The sequence below is a fragment of the Staphylococcus sp. IVB6240 genome (assembly GCF_025558425.1).
Taxonomy (GTDB): domain Bacteria; phylum Bacillota; class Bacilli; order Staphylococcales; family Staphylococcaceae; genus Staphylococcus.
Window position 1 is genome coordinate 1,984,175 of sequence record NZ_CP094718.1, and the last position, 14,049, is coordinate 1,998,223.

Sequence of the window (14,049 nt, forward strand, 5' to 3'; positions counted from 1 at the left end):
CCTGCTCATAAGCCGTATATCACCATTAACTTTATGCTGCTTCAGCCACATAGATACTACGTTTCAACCATTGACCTGTATTTGGATCATAGTCATCACATGTAATCAATGTTAACTGGTCTTTATCTTTTTGCATTTCTTCCAATACTTCCACTTGTGTCGGATCGACATCTTTAATAGAGGTAATCTTATACTTACGTTCCTCATCCCCTATTTTGAACGTTACTTTGTCACCCTTCTTTGCTTTATGTAAGTCTGTAAACTGATTATATAAGTTATAATCTGTATGACCCGCAATAGAAATGTTTTGATCTGTCAACGACTCATCTTCTTCTGCAAATGCTAATCCACGTTGTAACTGTTCCGGTGTTGCAGCGCCTGGGTACACTGCTTCCTTAATATCCACTGAAGGAATGCTTAAAATACCAACAACCTGAGATTTATCTTTCGGTATTTCTTGTTTTTTCTGCGCCTTAGTTGGTTTAGACTCATATTGTTCAATCTTTTCTTCTGTCTCACGTTGCGCAAAATAGCTATCAACTTTAGGCTTAAATACTAAATATAATCCCCCTAAGATTAATACAACCCCAAGTAGTGGGAATAAAATATTCTTCAATTTCATGATTCGTTTCCTCTTTCACTCTTAAATATGTAGACCTATTCTACCACATTGCTTGAAAAATACCTATATGAATTGATTGAACATGGGATCGTAGGAAAGGAGCAGTGTGGGTCCTGTCGAAATCCCTGCTCCTTGAACACTGACATCGCGAGGTTGAGACATTGTTTATTGTATTCTCAGTAGACAAACTTATTACACCATGTCCTCTGATGAGCCATCTTTTCCCTTCATGTAATACATAGAAATAAATGCACTAACTACATAAGCAAAACCTGCTACAAAATAAACAGTTGTCACACCAATTTTGTCAGCTATATAAGAAATAAATAATGTACCTATACAAAAGCCTACTGAATAGACCATATTATTGAGTGTATAAACCTTAACGATATGTACTTCTTCTAAATTCACTTGTATCGTTGAGTGCATGATTATCGCTCTTAATTGATCAAAGAAACCATATACAAATGAAATTAAGAGTACGATAGGTACCCAATTATTAACTCCAAATAGCACATTTAAAACGGCACATACCATCGCTCCGTATATAAGAATGACCTTCGCCTTTTCTTCAATAACATTGCTGTATTTCGATACGATCAGCCCCGCAAGTATAATACCTGCAAAAAAGACTGAATTGATCATACCAAACATATATTCTTCACGTTTTAAGACCACTCTCACAAACACTAAAAGTATCGCCGAAATCCACGCACTATGCGCCAATGATTCCACAATTGTTGTCGCATTTAAATAAATACTATGTCTATTACTACGATTAAAATGAATCATATCAGAAAAAGCTTTGAATGGATTGTCTGCCACTCTATCCGGTATCTTATGAATGTTAATTTTAGAAATGAAATACACTGATAATACATATGTCAAAATTGTCACAAGTACCACATTTCTATAGCCAATTGACGCAATCAATATACCACCTAAAGCCCAAGAAATAACTTGTATCGTATTATACATGACGTTCATTTTGGAATTAGCCAGTACGATATGCTGCTTATCTTCAATCATTGGAATCATCGCATTTTTGACAGGGTTAATCAGTCCATCTAAGAAAGAATTGATACAAATACATAAAAATAACAGCATCATATTCATATTAAAAGCCACAATAAATAGTATTCCTGTCATTACAAGCGTTTTAAGTAGCTGTGATACACGCATCACATTTAGCTCATTAAATTTGATATACCAATAATTTGCAATTAAGCCACTTAAAAACAAAAAGGTGGTCACACAAATTGGAATGAGTGAAGCATACCGTGCTTCTCCCGTTAACTGATACACATAAGCAATAAGTGCAACAATATAGATAATATCCCCTATGTTTGAAAACAATTGACTATAGTATAAATGCTTGAAGTTATTAGATAATTTATACATATAGTCCCCCTTAATTTAAATAAATATACACTAAAATTGTATGATAAATCATTGAGACACTCAATATCGTTTTAACCTAAAAAGAGAAGCACATAAAAAAGCCAGGATATTGCACGTATCCTGACTTTGATTTCAATATATAAAATTTGTATTAAGCTTCTGATTCATCTTTGATTAATGGGTGGTCTGGTTTAACGAAGAACCATAAGATGATCGCGATCACTACTAAAATAAGCATTAAGCGTAATGTAGTAGGCCAGCCCATAATTGTTGCAAGGTAACCTGCAAGAATTGGACTTAACATCGCACCAATGTTACCCCATAAGTTCATCCAACCTGATACTGTACCAGCAAAGTTACGACCTAAGTCAGTTGCTGACGCCCAGCTCATAACCATTGAAAGTCCAATACCACCTAAACATAGTGACATCCAGAAAATATTCATCGTTAATGTTTGTGCGCTTACAGCAAAGTTTAATGCCACACCGAAGACAACGAAACCAGCAATTGCGATTGTTGCACGTGCTACGAAACGTGACTTACCTGCACTTAAAATCTTATCTGAAATCACACCACCAGATAAAATTAAAATAAACATGACGAACCATGGAATACCCGCAATCTTACTCATTGTTAAGTTATCAATATGGAATGTTTCCATTAAGTATGTTGGTAACCACATTAAGAACAATGTGATTGCGAATTGTACGATAAAGTATTGTGCTGCAATTGCATAGAAGCTAAAACGTTTGAAAAAGATTCCCCATGGTGCTGAAGATTTTTCAGTTGTTACAACATCACGGTTTTCCATAATGAATTGTTTTTCAGCTTCACTTACCATTTTGTGATGTTCAGGTAAGTCTTTTGCAATAATCATCCATAATAAGGCAATTAAGAAACCAATTGCACCAAAAATGTAGAATACAGCTTGCCAGCCAAAAGTAGTATAGATTGCCACTGTCACGAATGGTGCTAATACTGGTCCAAAGTATGAACCTGCTAATAATGCACTTGATGCACGACCTTTTTCGTTCTTACCAAACCAATGTGTGTTGAACACAGCGTTTGATGGGTACATCGGCGCTTCCCCAACACCGAATAAGAAACGTACTAAGTATAGTAAACCGTGGTTTTTCACTAATCCTGTTAAGATTGTGAATGCGCTCCACCAGATCAATGCAACCGAAATCATTTTTTTCGGTCCGAACTTCTCAGCTAATAACCCTGAAGGTACTTGCATTAATGCATAACCAAGTGAGAAGAATGACGCTAAGAACCCGAATTGCGTCTTTGTTAAATGTAAATCTTCCATCATCGGAACAGCGATATATGAGATGTTCGCTCTGTCCATATAAGCGATAACCCCGATTAGGAAGAAAAGCCCTGCAAACATCCAACGGACATTTGTTCTCTTTCCTGTCATAATTTTTACCCCGCTTTCATTAGGTCATCTGATGACCTTATCAAATTAGCAATATGAATATACCACAGGTCGAAAACGTTTACAAGAAAATTTTTAAGTGTGAAGTAACCGGTTCCAGTTTGTGCATTTTATCACAAATAAAGTAGTTTCATAAACCATCATTGTCCTATTTAAAAGTCCTTATAAATTAAGAATATCTGAAGAATTTTTATTATTACGAAATAGTATAAAAGAGTGTGGTGTCTTTGACTGTTTTTTCATTATTTTAGTGTTGTATTTGTAAAAAATGCCTTCCATCCCCAATTTCATTCAATCCCTCTCTTAATATTCTCACTTGGATAAACCAATCAATCCTCTCTCAATCATTGTGAAAAAGTTCAAATGTTGTTTATTAACGTAATTTAAATAATATGGTTTAATATAGTTGGAAGCGCTTAAAATAAATTAATGATTGAGTAAGAGGTGTCTATCACATGTATTCAACTAAAGAAGAAGAACTCAAGAAGCAATATCTCGACTTACTTGCTGAAAAATATGATTCAGAAGAAAAAGTCGCAACTGAGTTGATTAGTTTAGCGTCTATTTTAGAGTTACCTAAAGGGACAGAACACTTTGTCAGCGACTTACACGGGGAATATCATGCATTCCAACACGTGTTACGCAATGGTTCTGGTAACATCCAATCAAAAATACACGACATTTTTGAAGAACGTCTTTCTGAAGATGACATCAATGAGTTGATTGCTTTAGTTTACTATCCCGAAGATAAAATTAAATTAATTAAAGCTAACTTTGACTCTAAAGAAGCACGTAACGAGTGGTATGAACGTACAATTCACTTATTATTAGAATTAGTGACATTCACTTCTTCAAAATATACACGCTCAAAATTGAGAAAAGCTTTACCAAAGCAATTCGTCTTTATTATTGAAGAATTGTTGTATAAAACAAACCGCTACAACAATAAGAGTAACTATTACTCAACAATTATTCACCAAGTCATTGAATTAAATCAGGCAGACAAGTTGATCATTGGCCTTGCTAATACGATTCAAAGACTTGTCGTCGATCACCTACATGTGGTCGGAGATATTTATGACCGTGGGCCTCACCCGGGCAAAATTATGGACACGTTGATTGACTATCATTCTGTCGATATTCAATGGGGGAACCACGATGTTTTATGGATGGGGGCCTATGCCGGTTCTAAAGTATGTCTTGCTAACTTATTGCGTATCTGCGCACGTTATGACAACTTAGATATTATTGAGGATGCATATGGCATTAACTTGCGACCATTACTTACATTGGCAGAAAAATACTATGATGATAACCCTGCCTTCCGTCCAAAAAAGCATCCTGAAAAAACACCATCGGCATCTGAACAACTACAAATTACTAAGATTCATCAAGCAATTGCAATGATTCAATTTAAACTTGAAGGACCGATCATTAAACGTCGCCCTGAATTTGATATGGATTCCCGTCTGTTACTAGACAAAGTCAACTATCGTGAACAAACACTTGAATTGAACGGTACTGTCTATCCATTAGAAAATACATGTTTCAAAACGGTTGACCCACGCAATCCGACGGCACTTTTAGAAGAAGAACAAGAAGTGATGGATCGCTTGATTATTGCTTTCCAAGAGTCAGAAAAGTTACGCCGTCATATCGACTTCTTAATGAAAAAAGGGAATCTTTACTTGCGTTATAACGGCAACCTCCTCATTCATGGTTGTATTCCTGTGGATGAGTCTGGCGAAATGGAAGGCATGGTCATTGATGGACAATATGCCTCAGGTCGTGAACTGATTGATGCTTTTGAAACACATGTACGCCATGCTTATGAACACTTAGATGAACAAGATGATATTTCTACAGACTTAGTATGGTACTTATGGACCGGGAAATATTCATCACTCTTTGGTAAACGTGCCATGACAACATTTGAACGTTACTTCATTAAAGATAAATCGACACATAAGGAAGAAAAAAATCCTTACTATCATTTACGTGAGCAGGAATCTTATGTGAAGTCAATGTTAAAAGAATTTGATATGGACCCTGAACAAGGTCGTATTATCAATGGCCATACACCTGTCAAAGAGCGTGATGGCGAGGATCCAATTAAAGCCAACGGTAAGATGCTTGTTATTGATGGTGGCTTCTCAAAAGCTTACCAATCTACAACAGGGATTGCCGGCTACACATTGCTCTATAATTCATTTGGTATGCAACTTGTAGCCCATCAACAATTCAACTCGAAAGAAAATGTCCTCGAAACCGGTGAGGATGAATTATCTATTCGTCGTGTTGTTGATGAAGAACTCGAACGAAAAATGATTAAAGATACAAATAAGGGCGTTGAATTACAAAAAGAGATTGATATGTTAAAAGAACTGATGACATATCGCTATATGAAATAACCCTCTTTTCCAGACAATGAAACACTATTTTCATAACAGTATTTCATTGTCTATTTTTTATTTTTTGAATCGTTATGATAGTGCATATACACAAACAATCCCCATTTCAATGCACCTAAAAATCAAATTGTGTCAACATATTCAAGGCCTTGATTCATATACGCCTCAGTGATTTCTTTTATATAAAAGAAATGACAAGCTTTTTATCATTTGTAAATACACATTATTCTTTTTCAGTTTTAAGTAGATTTTTAAACATGAAAGAGTTAAAATTTTATAGTGCAATTCAAAAAATAAGTTGTACCATTTCATAATGAGACGATCTTTATCATTGAATGCTTATGTTGAGAAATTCATCAACTTACCTATTTAAATATGATGATTCATAAATCATTTCTCAACTTACCACTCATATTTTACATTTTGAACTCATATATACTATAATAATGAAAGCGTTTACTTATGAAGTGAATATACTGGAGGGGTTATGCATGGTAGAAATCCTAGAGAAAATTAGTGGTGTCTTATGGGGGGCACCAAGTTTAATTTTACTATCTGGGACAGGTCTATTTTTGACTTTCGTCTTAAAAGGCATGCAGTTCACAAAGTTACTACATGCTTTCAAACTTGCTTTTATACCGGATAAAAGCCAAGAGGAAAGCGAAGGAGACATTAGTAACTTTAAAGCTTTAATGACATCACTTGCCGGAATGATCGGGAACGGTAATATCGCAGGGGTCGCGACTGCCGTTACACTTGGTGGACCAGGTGCTGTATTCTGGATGTGGGTTGTAGGTTTACTCGGTATGACAACAAAGTATGCCGAAGCTTTATTGGCCATGAAATATCGTGAGCAAAATGCCAATGGCGAATATTCAAGTGGACCAATGTACTACATTGAAAAGGGCCTTGGTTCTCGTTTCAAATTTTTAGCAGTTGCCTTTGCGATGTTTGGCGCTTTTGCTGCATTAGGTATTGGTAACAGCGTACAATCTAATACGATTGCTGACGTCATGACAAATTCATTTAATGTGAGTGGCTTTATTACGGGGATTATTTTAGCCATTCTTATCTCATTAATTATCTTTGGCGGACTAAAACGTATTAGTAACGTAGCGGGAGTCTTTGTACCGATGATGGCCATCTTCTATATCGGTGCTGCTGTCACAATTATTTTGATTAATTATGACAAAATCATCCCAGCATTTGGTTTAATCTTTGAATATGCATTCACACCTGTATCAGCTGCAGGGGGCTTTACAGGTATTATGGTAATGCAAGCCGTTCAAAACGGTGTATCAAAAGGGATTTTCTCAAACGAAGCTGGTTTAGGTACTGTGGCGTTAATCTCAGGTAACGCGAAGTCAGGTCATCCTGCTATTCAAGCACTTGTAGCGATGACAGGTACATTCATCGTAACAATCGTTGTATGCACGATGACTGCTCTTGTATTACTTGTAACAGGTTACTGGGATCCAAGTGGTGGCTTGTTATCAGGTGTTACACATGATCCAAAATTAGAAGCAGGTGCTTTAACAAGTGTAGCCTTTGGTTCTAGTCTTGGTGTCGTTGGTGAATATGTTGTTTCACTATCTGTTATCTTCTTTGGTTTCTCAACAATTATTGCATGGTTCGTATACGGTGCGAAATGTTTCGAATACTTATTCGGTGTCAAATACGTCATGTTATACGGCGTTGTTTATGTAGCAGCTACTTTCTTAGGAACTGTTGCAGATTTACGTACGGTATGGCTTTTCGCCGATGTTGCCAATGCATTGATGATGATTCCAAACTTAATTGGTATCTTACTTTTATACAAAGTGATCAAACAAGAAACAGAAGATTACTTCAAACCATCTTTGCGTAAAGCATCATAATATAAATGGGAGTGGGACAGAAATCTTTTTCTCTATAAAAGATTTCGTCGTCCCACTCCCATTTTTTCTTACTATAGTAGTTCTCCTCTTAGTTGCAGTTGATATAAGTTGTAGTAAATCCCCCGTTGTGCAATCAATTCATCGTGAGTCCCTCTTTCAGCAATCACACCTTTATTCAATACGAGGATTTGATCTGCATCTTGAATAGTAGAGAGACGGTGAGCAATCGCTAATGTTGTTCGGCCATGACGCATTTTAGCTAAGGATTCCTGAATCGCTTCCTCTGTTTCAGAATCAATATTCGCTGTAGCTTCATCCAATAATAAAATCTTAGGATCCATCGCCATCGTACGCGCAAAAGCAATCAATTGACGCTGACCACTTGAAAACGCACGTCCTTGTTCAATTACTTGATGATCATAACCATCCGACAACTGCATAATAAAGTCATGCGCATGTACAAACTTCGCTGCTGCTTCTACTTGTTCAAATGTCATGGTTGGATGATATAGTCGAATGTTCGATGCAACCGTGCCATAAAAGATAAATGGATCTTGTAATACCAACCCGATACTTTGTTTCAACGTCTTCTGCGTATATGATTTAATCGATACACCATCGATTAAAATATCTCCACGTTCAAACTCATAGAACCGCATAAATAAGTTTGCAATCGTACTTTTCCCTGATCCTGTATGTCCCACTAATGCGACTGTTTGACCAGGTTCTGCTGTGAATGAAATGTTATATAGCACATCATTTGTACCATCATAACTAAAGCTCACATTTTTAAATTCAATACGCCCTTGTTGAATTGCTTTATTATGTTCTTCTTTTTGTACGGGTGCAAGTGTTTCATTATCCATCATCTTGAAAACACGACTTGCAGAAACAATCGCTTGTTGAAAGATATTCAAGTTCTGACTCACTTGGTTAATCGGTTCAAAAAAGCGTTGCATATATTGAATAAATGCATAAATCACACCAGCAGTGACTGTTTCACTAAAGCTCAAAACACCGAAGTAACCTAATATCATGACCGTTGCAAAGGTCGCCAACATCGTCATAGCCGGACGTAACATCAAGCTATCCAATTGAATTGTCTTCATTGATTTTTCATAATGTGATTCATTAATCGCACCGAATTCTTCTCGTAAACGTTGTTGCTGATTGAATACTTGAATGATTTTAATGCCTTCAATAGATTCTGCTAACTTCGCATTCAAGTCAGATAAACGCTGACGTGTTTCATTGAAGTACACAGATGCAAACTTACGATACAGTGCGAGTATCACCACAATGATTGGAACAAATATTAGGGCAAAAAATGCCACTCGAATATCTAGTACAAACATCATGACAAAACTTGCTATAATCATTAGGAATGCTTGTAAAAATGACGTCAACACACCTGTAAGCATTTCAATAATGGCTTCCGTATCATTCGTTAATCTTGAAACAATACTACCACTTGGCGTTTTATCAAAAAATGCCATACCCAATCGTGTAATGTCATGGAAAGCATCAATACGTAGCTGCTGAATAACTTTAAGTGCAAGATATTGTAAGTAATACACACTTAAATATGTTGTAATAGCCCCAACGATTTGTATAACGATAAAAGCAATCAGAAGGCCAATCACTTGTTGATTCGACAATCTTGATTGTAATAAATATTCATCAATAAAAACCTTCACAATATATGGAATACTCATACTCGCAGCAATCGAAATACTGAGTGTCACTAAAGCTAGGGCAATCAATTTTTTAAATGGCAATGTATATTTCAGAAGTCTTAAAAGGACTTGCCATTGTTCTTTTGCAGATAATTGTACGACTTCTTTAGTCTGTCTCGCCATCTTGACCACCCCTTTCTACTTGCTGTGTTAAATCTTCTTTGTAGCGGGCTTGCATTGCTTGTGCATGAAACGTTTCCGCATACCAGCCATCTTGTGCAAGGAGTTCATCATGTGTACCGCGCTCAACAATAGTTCCTTCGCGCATTACGAGAATCATATCCGCATGCATCACTGCACTCATACGATGTGCTGTAATAATATTTGTCTTGCCTTGACGTGTCTCTTTTAAGTTATGCAGTATGGCTGCTTCCGTCTCAGCATCTACAGCAGATAACGCATCATCTAAAATGAGTACATCCGGTGCTTTGATCAATGCACGTGCAATAGAAATACGTTGTTTCTGTCCACCAGATAATGACACACCACGCTCACCAACAACTGTATCGTATCCGTCTGGTAGCGCCATAATATCACGGTGAATATGACTCATCTGACTAGCATGATACAATACTTCATCTGATATATCCGGTTGACTAAAGGCGATATTGCCACGTATTGTTGTTGAAAATAAAAAGTGTTCTTGTGGAACATAACCAAATCGTGCGCGTAGTTCATCAATGTCATAATGACGAATCGCACGCCCACCATATTGAATATCCTCTGCTCCCTCTGTATCAAATTCACGTAATAAGAGGCGTAACAGCAGACTTTTTCCAGAACCAGTGCTGCCGACAATCCCTAATGTCATGCCCTCTTTTAATGTAAAGTGAACATCATGTAGTCTTGGCGACTGTTCATCAGGAAATTGGAAATGATCTAACTTGAACACAATATCCCCCGATGGTGCAGCCTGTGTATCGGCCACCATTTTCACATCATTCTCAACACTTTCTATTTGACGTATACGATCATATGAGGCGTGACCACGCTGTACAATATTAAAAAAGAAACCAAGTGCTAATAGCGGCCAAACAAGCATATTTAAGTATGTTGTGAATGTGACTAATTCACCAATTGAGATTTCGCCATTGAGTGTCATGATGGCACCAAACACCATACTGAGTAAGTAACTCGCACCAAGCACAAGTTGAATGGTTGGATCAAAAAGCGCATCTATTTTTGCAACACGCATATTTTTTCCAACAACTTCATCACTTAACTCACGGAAATCCGCTTCATCATCATCTTCATAGCCAAAGGACTTCGTGACTTTAATACCCGAAATACTTTCCTGCGTTTTATCATTCAATTGACTGAAGGCAGCCTGTGCTTTCTTGAATGTCTCATGTAATAAACGGCCATAATAGTTTGTAGCCAACACGAGAATAGGCAGCGGTAAGATTGCGATCAGTGTCAATTTGGGACTTACTGTGATTGCCATCATCGCGAGTGTCATGCCCCCTGTGATCAGTGCATCACTAATCGTTAAGACCCCAATCCCTGCTGAACTTTGTACCGCACGAATATCGTTTGTGGCGTGTGCCATCAAATCCCCTGTTCGATATTGTTGGTAAAAAGAGGGACTCATACGCGTATATTTTTCATACAGACGTTCACGTAAAATACGTCCTAACTTTGCACTAGCACCAAATAATTGCATACGTGACACAAAGCGTAATAAATAGATCAGTACCCCTAACCCCATCATAATCAGTAGACATATCGTTAATAATCTTGGTGTCAATGTCCCTTCTGTAATATGGTCAATTACAAAACCAATCATTCTTGGTGGTACTAAACTACAAAAAGTCGTAATAATCATTGCGACCAATGCGATAACATATCGCTTTCTCTCCTGTTTAAAAAACCAGCTTAAATCTCTAAATACTTTCAAAACTGACCACCCCCATGATATACATCGTTATTTTCAACTTTTATGTAAAGTTACAAAAAATAACCTTTATATACTATCATATACAAAATATTTCCCTAGAAAAAGTAATTGGTGCTTTAAATTTTACGCAGTTCAATGATTATAGCAGATATCCATGACACATTTCTCCAAAAATGAATTGCATAGTTGTTTGTGCTAAACTTGAAAAAAAGCTGAAAAGGAGTATCCAAATGTCTCAATTTGATCATCTACAAGCACCCAAGACATTCGCATTCCATCAGTCACCTGTACACGTGCTAAAACATTACCAATTCACATGTGATAATCGTATTTATTTTACAAATCAGGCATATATCAACCTGCCGAACCATACGTATCAATTAGAACTTGCATTTCAAGCAACCACGAACACACAAGGTATCGCCGTCGACTTCCATGAGATTGACAAACTTTATCGCACGCATTTAGCGCCTTACCTTGACGGGCAACTACTAAATGACACGCTTCCAGAGATGAGTACAACAGCGGAAAATATTGCCTATTGGATATGGCAGCAACTAACGGCTGTTCTGCCAAGTGATGTCATGTTACATACACTCGTTTTAAAAGAAACACCCGAACAAGGCATCAAACTCACACATGATCTACTCACTTAACACATATCAAAGAGACCTTAAAACACCCTGTTATCCCGTTTTAAGGTCTCTTTACAACTTGCTATATTAAGCTTCATCCAGTGCCCGTCGGATACTTGTTAAATAAGCTTCTACTTCCGCCTGCCCCTCCGAATCAAAGCGTTTTACAATTTCACTGCCGATAATAATACCATCTGCCACCGTACTTAACTGCTTCACCTGCTCTGGTGTTCGAATTCCAAATCCTGTGAAGACAGGCACTGTACTATTTTGTTGAATTAACGCTAACTTTTCTCGTAACTCTGGATGAAATTCTCCATTCTGCCCAGTAATTTGATTCATCGTTACCGTATAAATAAAGCCTTCTGCCTGACGCGCAATACTTTCAATGCGCTTAGTATTGGCTGTCATGGCAATTAATGAAATCAACTTCACCTTTCGTTCTGGGTAACGTTCCTTCATTGCTGAAATATATTCTGCTGGCATATCAGGAATAATCAAGCCATATACCCCCGCTGCTTCTGCATCACGAATAAAGTCTGCCTCACCATATGCTTCCACCGTATGCATATAAGTCATCAATAAATACTTTACTTGTAATTCATTTTGATGTGCTTTTAACATTTCTAATATGCGTTGCGCTGTCATCCCTTGTTGAATTGCATGTTGACCTGCCGCCATAATCACTGGACCATCTGCAACTGGGTCAGAGAATGGAATCCCAATTTCGACAAAATCAGCACCCGTACGCTCTAATGTTTTTAAGTTTTCAATAAAGTGTTGGTCTCCCATAATATAGGCTACAAATTGTTTAGGCATGCGTATCCCCCTCTTGTTCTTTGATATATGAGCGAATAGTTTCCATATCTTTATCCCCACGTCCAGACACCGTCACTACAATTATCTCGTCTTTTGACATTTGTGGTGCAAGTTTTTCTACGTAGCTAATTGCATGTGCACTTTCAATTGCAGGAATAATGCCTTCTGCTTGTGAGAAACGAATCAGTGCTTGCATCGCTTCATCGTCTGTCGCATGCACATAATCGACACGCCCAATTTCATGGTAATAACTATGTTCAGGTCCCACACCAGGGTAGTCTAACCCAGCTGAGATAGAATGTGCTTGTGCGATTTGTTGATTGTCATCTTGAATGATATACATCTTTGAACCGTGTAATACGCCGACATCTCCACAGTTCAAAGCAAGTGCATGACGATTGGTTTCAGCCCCTTCTCCAGCCGCTTCTACACCATACAGTTTTACATCCTCATCTTCAATGAATGGGTAGAATGTGCCAATCGCATTAGAGCCACCTCCGATACATGCAACCACCGCGTCTGGTAAACGTCCTTCTCGTTCTAATACTGCTGTTTTAATTTCATCACCAATGACACGTTGAAAGTCACGTACCATCGTTGGAAATGGATCCGGTCCAAGTGCCGAACCTAACAAGTAATGTGTATCATCGACATGTGCCACCCAGTATTGCAATGCCTTGTTCACTGCATCAGATAACGTGCCTTGGCCATCCGTTACAGAAACCACTTTTGCGCCAAGTAACTCCATACGAAAAACATTTAACTGCTGACGTTTAATATCTTCCTCACCCATAAATACAATCAATTCCATATCAAACAATGCCGCAACAGTGGCACTTGCGACACCATGTTGACCTGCACCCGTCTCAGCAACGAGCTTCTTCTTACCCATGCGTCGTGCCAGTAACGCTTGTCCAAGTGCATTATTAATTTTATGCGCACCAGTATGATTGAGATCCTCACGTTTTAAATAGATTTTTGCACCGCCTAATTTCTCAGTCAATGAGGCTGCATATGTCAATGGGGACTCACGCCCAACATATTCTTTTAAATAACGATGATATTCTGCTTGAAATTCTTTATCCTCTTTAGCTTCTTCATATGCTGCTTTTAATTCTAAAATTGCTGGCATCAATGTTTCTGGTACATAACGTCCACCATATTGACCAAAAAATCCTTGTTCGTCTGCATGTAATTGTATTTTTGTCAT

General features: G+C 37.6%; 10 protein-coding genes. 3 read left to right on the top strand and 7 right to left on the bottom strand.

What is annotated here, in order from left to right:
• Positions 1-31: 31 nt before the first annotated feature.
• From srtA to MUA88_RS09945, 3 genes are all read right to left on the bottom strand, one after another.
• Complete coding sequence (srtA, locus tag MUA88_RS09935) at positions 32-625, bottom strand: class A sortase SrtA (protein ID WP_481906579.1); 594 nt, start codon at positions 623-625, stop codon at positions 32-34.
• 189 nt (positions 626-814) lie between these two features.
• Positions 815-2,023: an MFS transporter gene (locus MUA88_RS09940; RefSeq protein ID WP_262605500.1), complete on the bottom strand. Its 1,209-nt coding sequence runs from the start codon at positions 2,021-2,023 to the stop codon at positions 815-817.
• Between the two features lie 151 nt (positions 2,024-2,174).
• Positions 2,175-3,446 carry a pyruvate MFS transporter gene (locus MUA88_RS09945; RefSeq protein ID WP_262603994.1) on the bottom strand — a complete coding sequence of 424 codons (1,272 nt, stop codon included), beginning with the start codon at positions 3,444-3,446 and terminating at the stop codon, positions 2,175-2,177.
• 473 nt (positions 3,447-3,919) lie between these two features.
• Here MUA88_RS09945 and MUA88_RS09950 point away from each other — a divergent pair, with 473 nt between their 5' ends.
• Complete coding sequence (locus tag MUA88_RS09950; RefSeq protein ID WP_262603995.1) at positions 3,920-5,875, top strand: fructose-1,6-bisphosphatase; 1,956 nt, start codon at positions 3,920-3,922, stop codon at positions 5,873-5,875.
• Between the two features lie 491 nt (positions 5,876-6,366).
• On the top strand, positions 6,367-7,752 hold the full coding sequence (locus tag MUA88_RS09955; RefSeq protein WP_262603996.1) for an alanine/glycine:cation symporter family protein: 1,386 nt from the start codon (positions 6,367-6,369) through the stop codon (positions 7,750-7,752).
• Positions 7,753-7,823: 71 nt separating this feature from the next.
• On the opposite strand, the gene MUA88_RS09960 is transcribed toward MUA88_RS09955, so the two are convergent.
• Together MUA88_RS09960 and MUA88_RS09965 are read right to left on the bottom strand one after the other, a co-directional pair.
• The gene (locus MUA88_RS09960) at positions 7,824-9,611 is read right to left on the bottom strand and encodes an ABC transporter ATP-binding protein (RefSeq protein WP_262605501.1); all 1,788 of its coding nucleotides are present in this window, start codon (positions 9,609-9,611) and stop codon (positions 7,824-7,826) included.
• Positions 9,595-11,385, bottom strand: coding sequence for an ABC transporter ATP-binding protein (locus MUA88_RS09965; protein WP_262603998.1), 1,791 nt, complete (start codon positions 11,383-11,385; stop codon positions 9,595-9,597). The genes MUA88_RS09960 and MUA88_RS09965 overlap by 17 nt, the downstream gene beginning before the upstream one ends.
• Positions 11,386-11,615: 230 nt before the next feature.
• Here MUA88_RS09965 and MUA88_RS09970 point away from each other — a divergent pair, with 230 nt between their 5' ends.
• A complete protein-coding gene (locus tag MUA88_RS09970; RefSeq protein WP_262603999.1) occupies positions 11,616-12,041 on the top strand; it encodes a 6-pyruvoyl trahydropterin synthase family protein in 426 nt (141 codons plus the stop codon).
• Positions 12,042-12,107: 66 nt separating this feature from the next.
• Here the strand turns inward: MUA88_RS09970 and trpA are convergent, their stop codons facing one another.
• Both trpA and trpB read right to left on the bottom strand, forming a co-directional pair.
• The gene (gene trpA, locus MUA88_RS09975) at positions 12,108-12,839 is read right to left on the bottom strand and encodes a tryptophan synthase subunit alpha (protein ID WP_262605502.1); all 732 of its coding nucleotides are present in this window, start codon (positions 12,837-12,839) and stop codon (positions 12,108-12,110) included.
• A complete protein-coding gene (gene trpB, locus MUA88_RS09980) occupies positions 12,832-14,049 on the bottom strand; it encodes a tryptophan synthase subunit beta (RefSeq protein WP_262605503.1) in 1,218 nt (405 codons plus the stop codon). Before trpB ends, trpA begins: the two co-directional genes overlap by 8 nt.

Coding starts and splice junctions, on each gene's coding strand:
- MUA88_RS09940 (WP_262605500.1), bottom strand. CDS start 2,023: ATGTATAAATTATCTAATAACTTCAAGCATTTATACTATAGTCAATTG.
- MUA88_RS09945 (WP_262603994.1), bottom strand. CDS start 3,446: ATGACAGGAAAGAGAACAAATGTCCGTTGGATGTTTGCAGGGCTTTTC.
- MUA88_RS09950 (WP_262603995.1), top strand. CDS start 3,920: ATGTATTCAACTAAAGAAGAAGAACTCAAGAAGCAATATCTCGACTTA.
- MUA88_RS09955 (WP_262603996.1), top strand. CDS start 6,367: ATGGTAGAAATCCTAGAGAAAATTAGTGGTGTCTTATGGGGGGCACCA.
- MUA88_RS09960 (WP_262605501.1), bottom strand. CDS start 9,611: ATGGCGAGACAGACTAAAGAAGTCGTACAATTATCTGCAAAAGAACAA.
- MUA88_RS09970 (WP_262603999.1), top strand. CDS start 11,616: ATGTCTCAATTTGATCATCTACAAGCACCCAAGACATTCGCATTCCAT.
- trpA (WP_262605502.1), bottom strand. CDS start 12,839: ATGCCTAAACAATTTGTAGCCTATATTATGGGAGACCAACACTTTATT.
- trpB (WP_262605503.1), bottom strand. CDS start 14,049: ATGACAAAAATACAATTACATGCAGACGAACAAGGATTTTTTGGTCAA.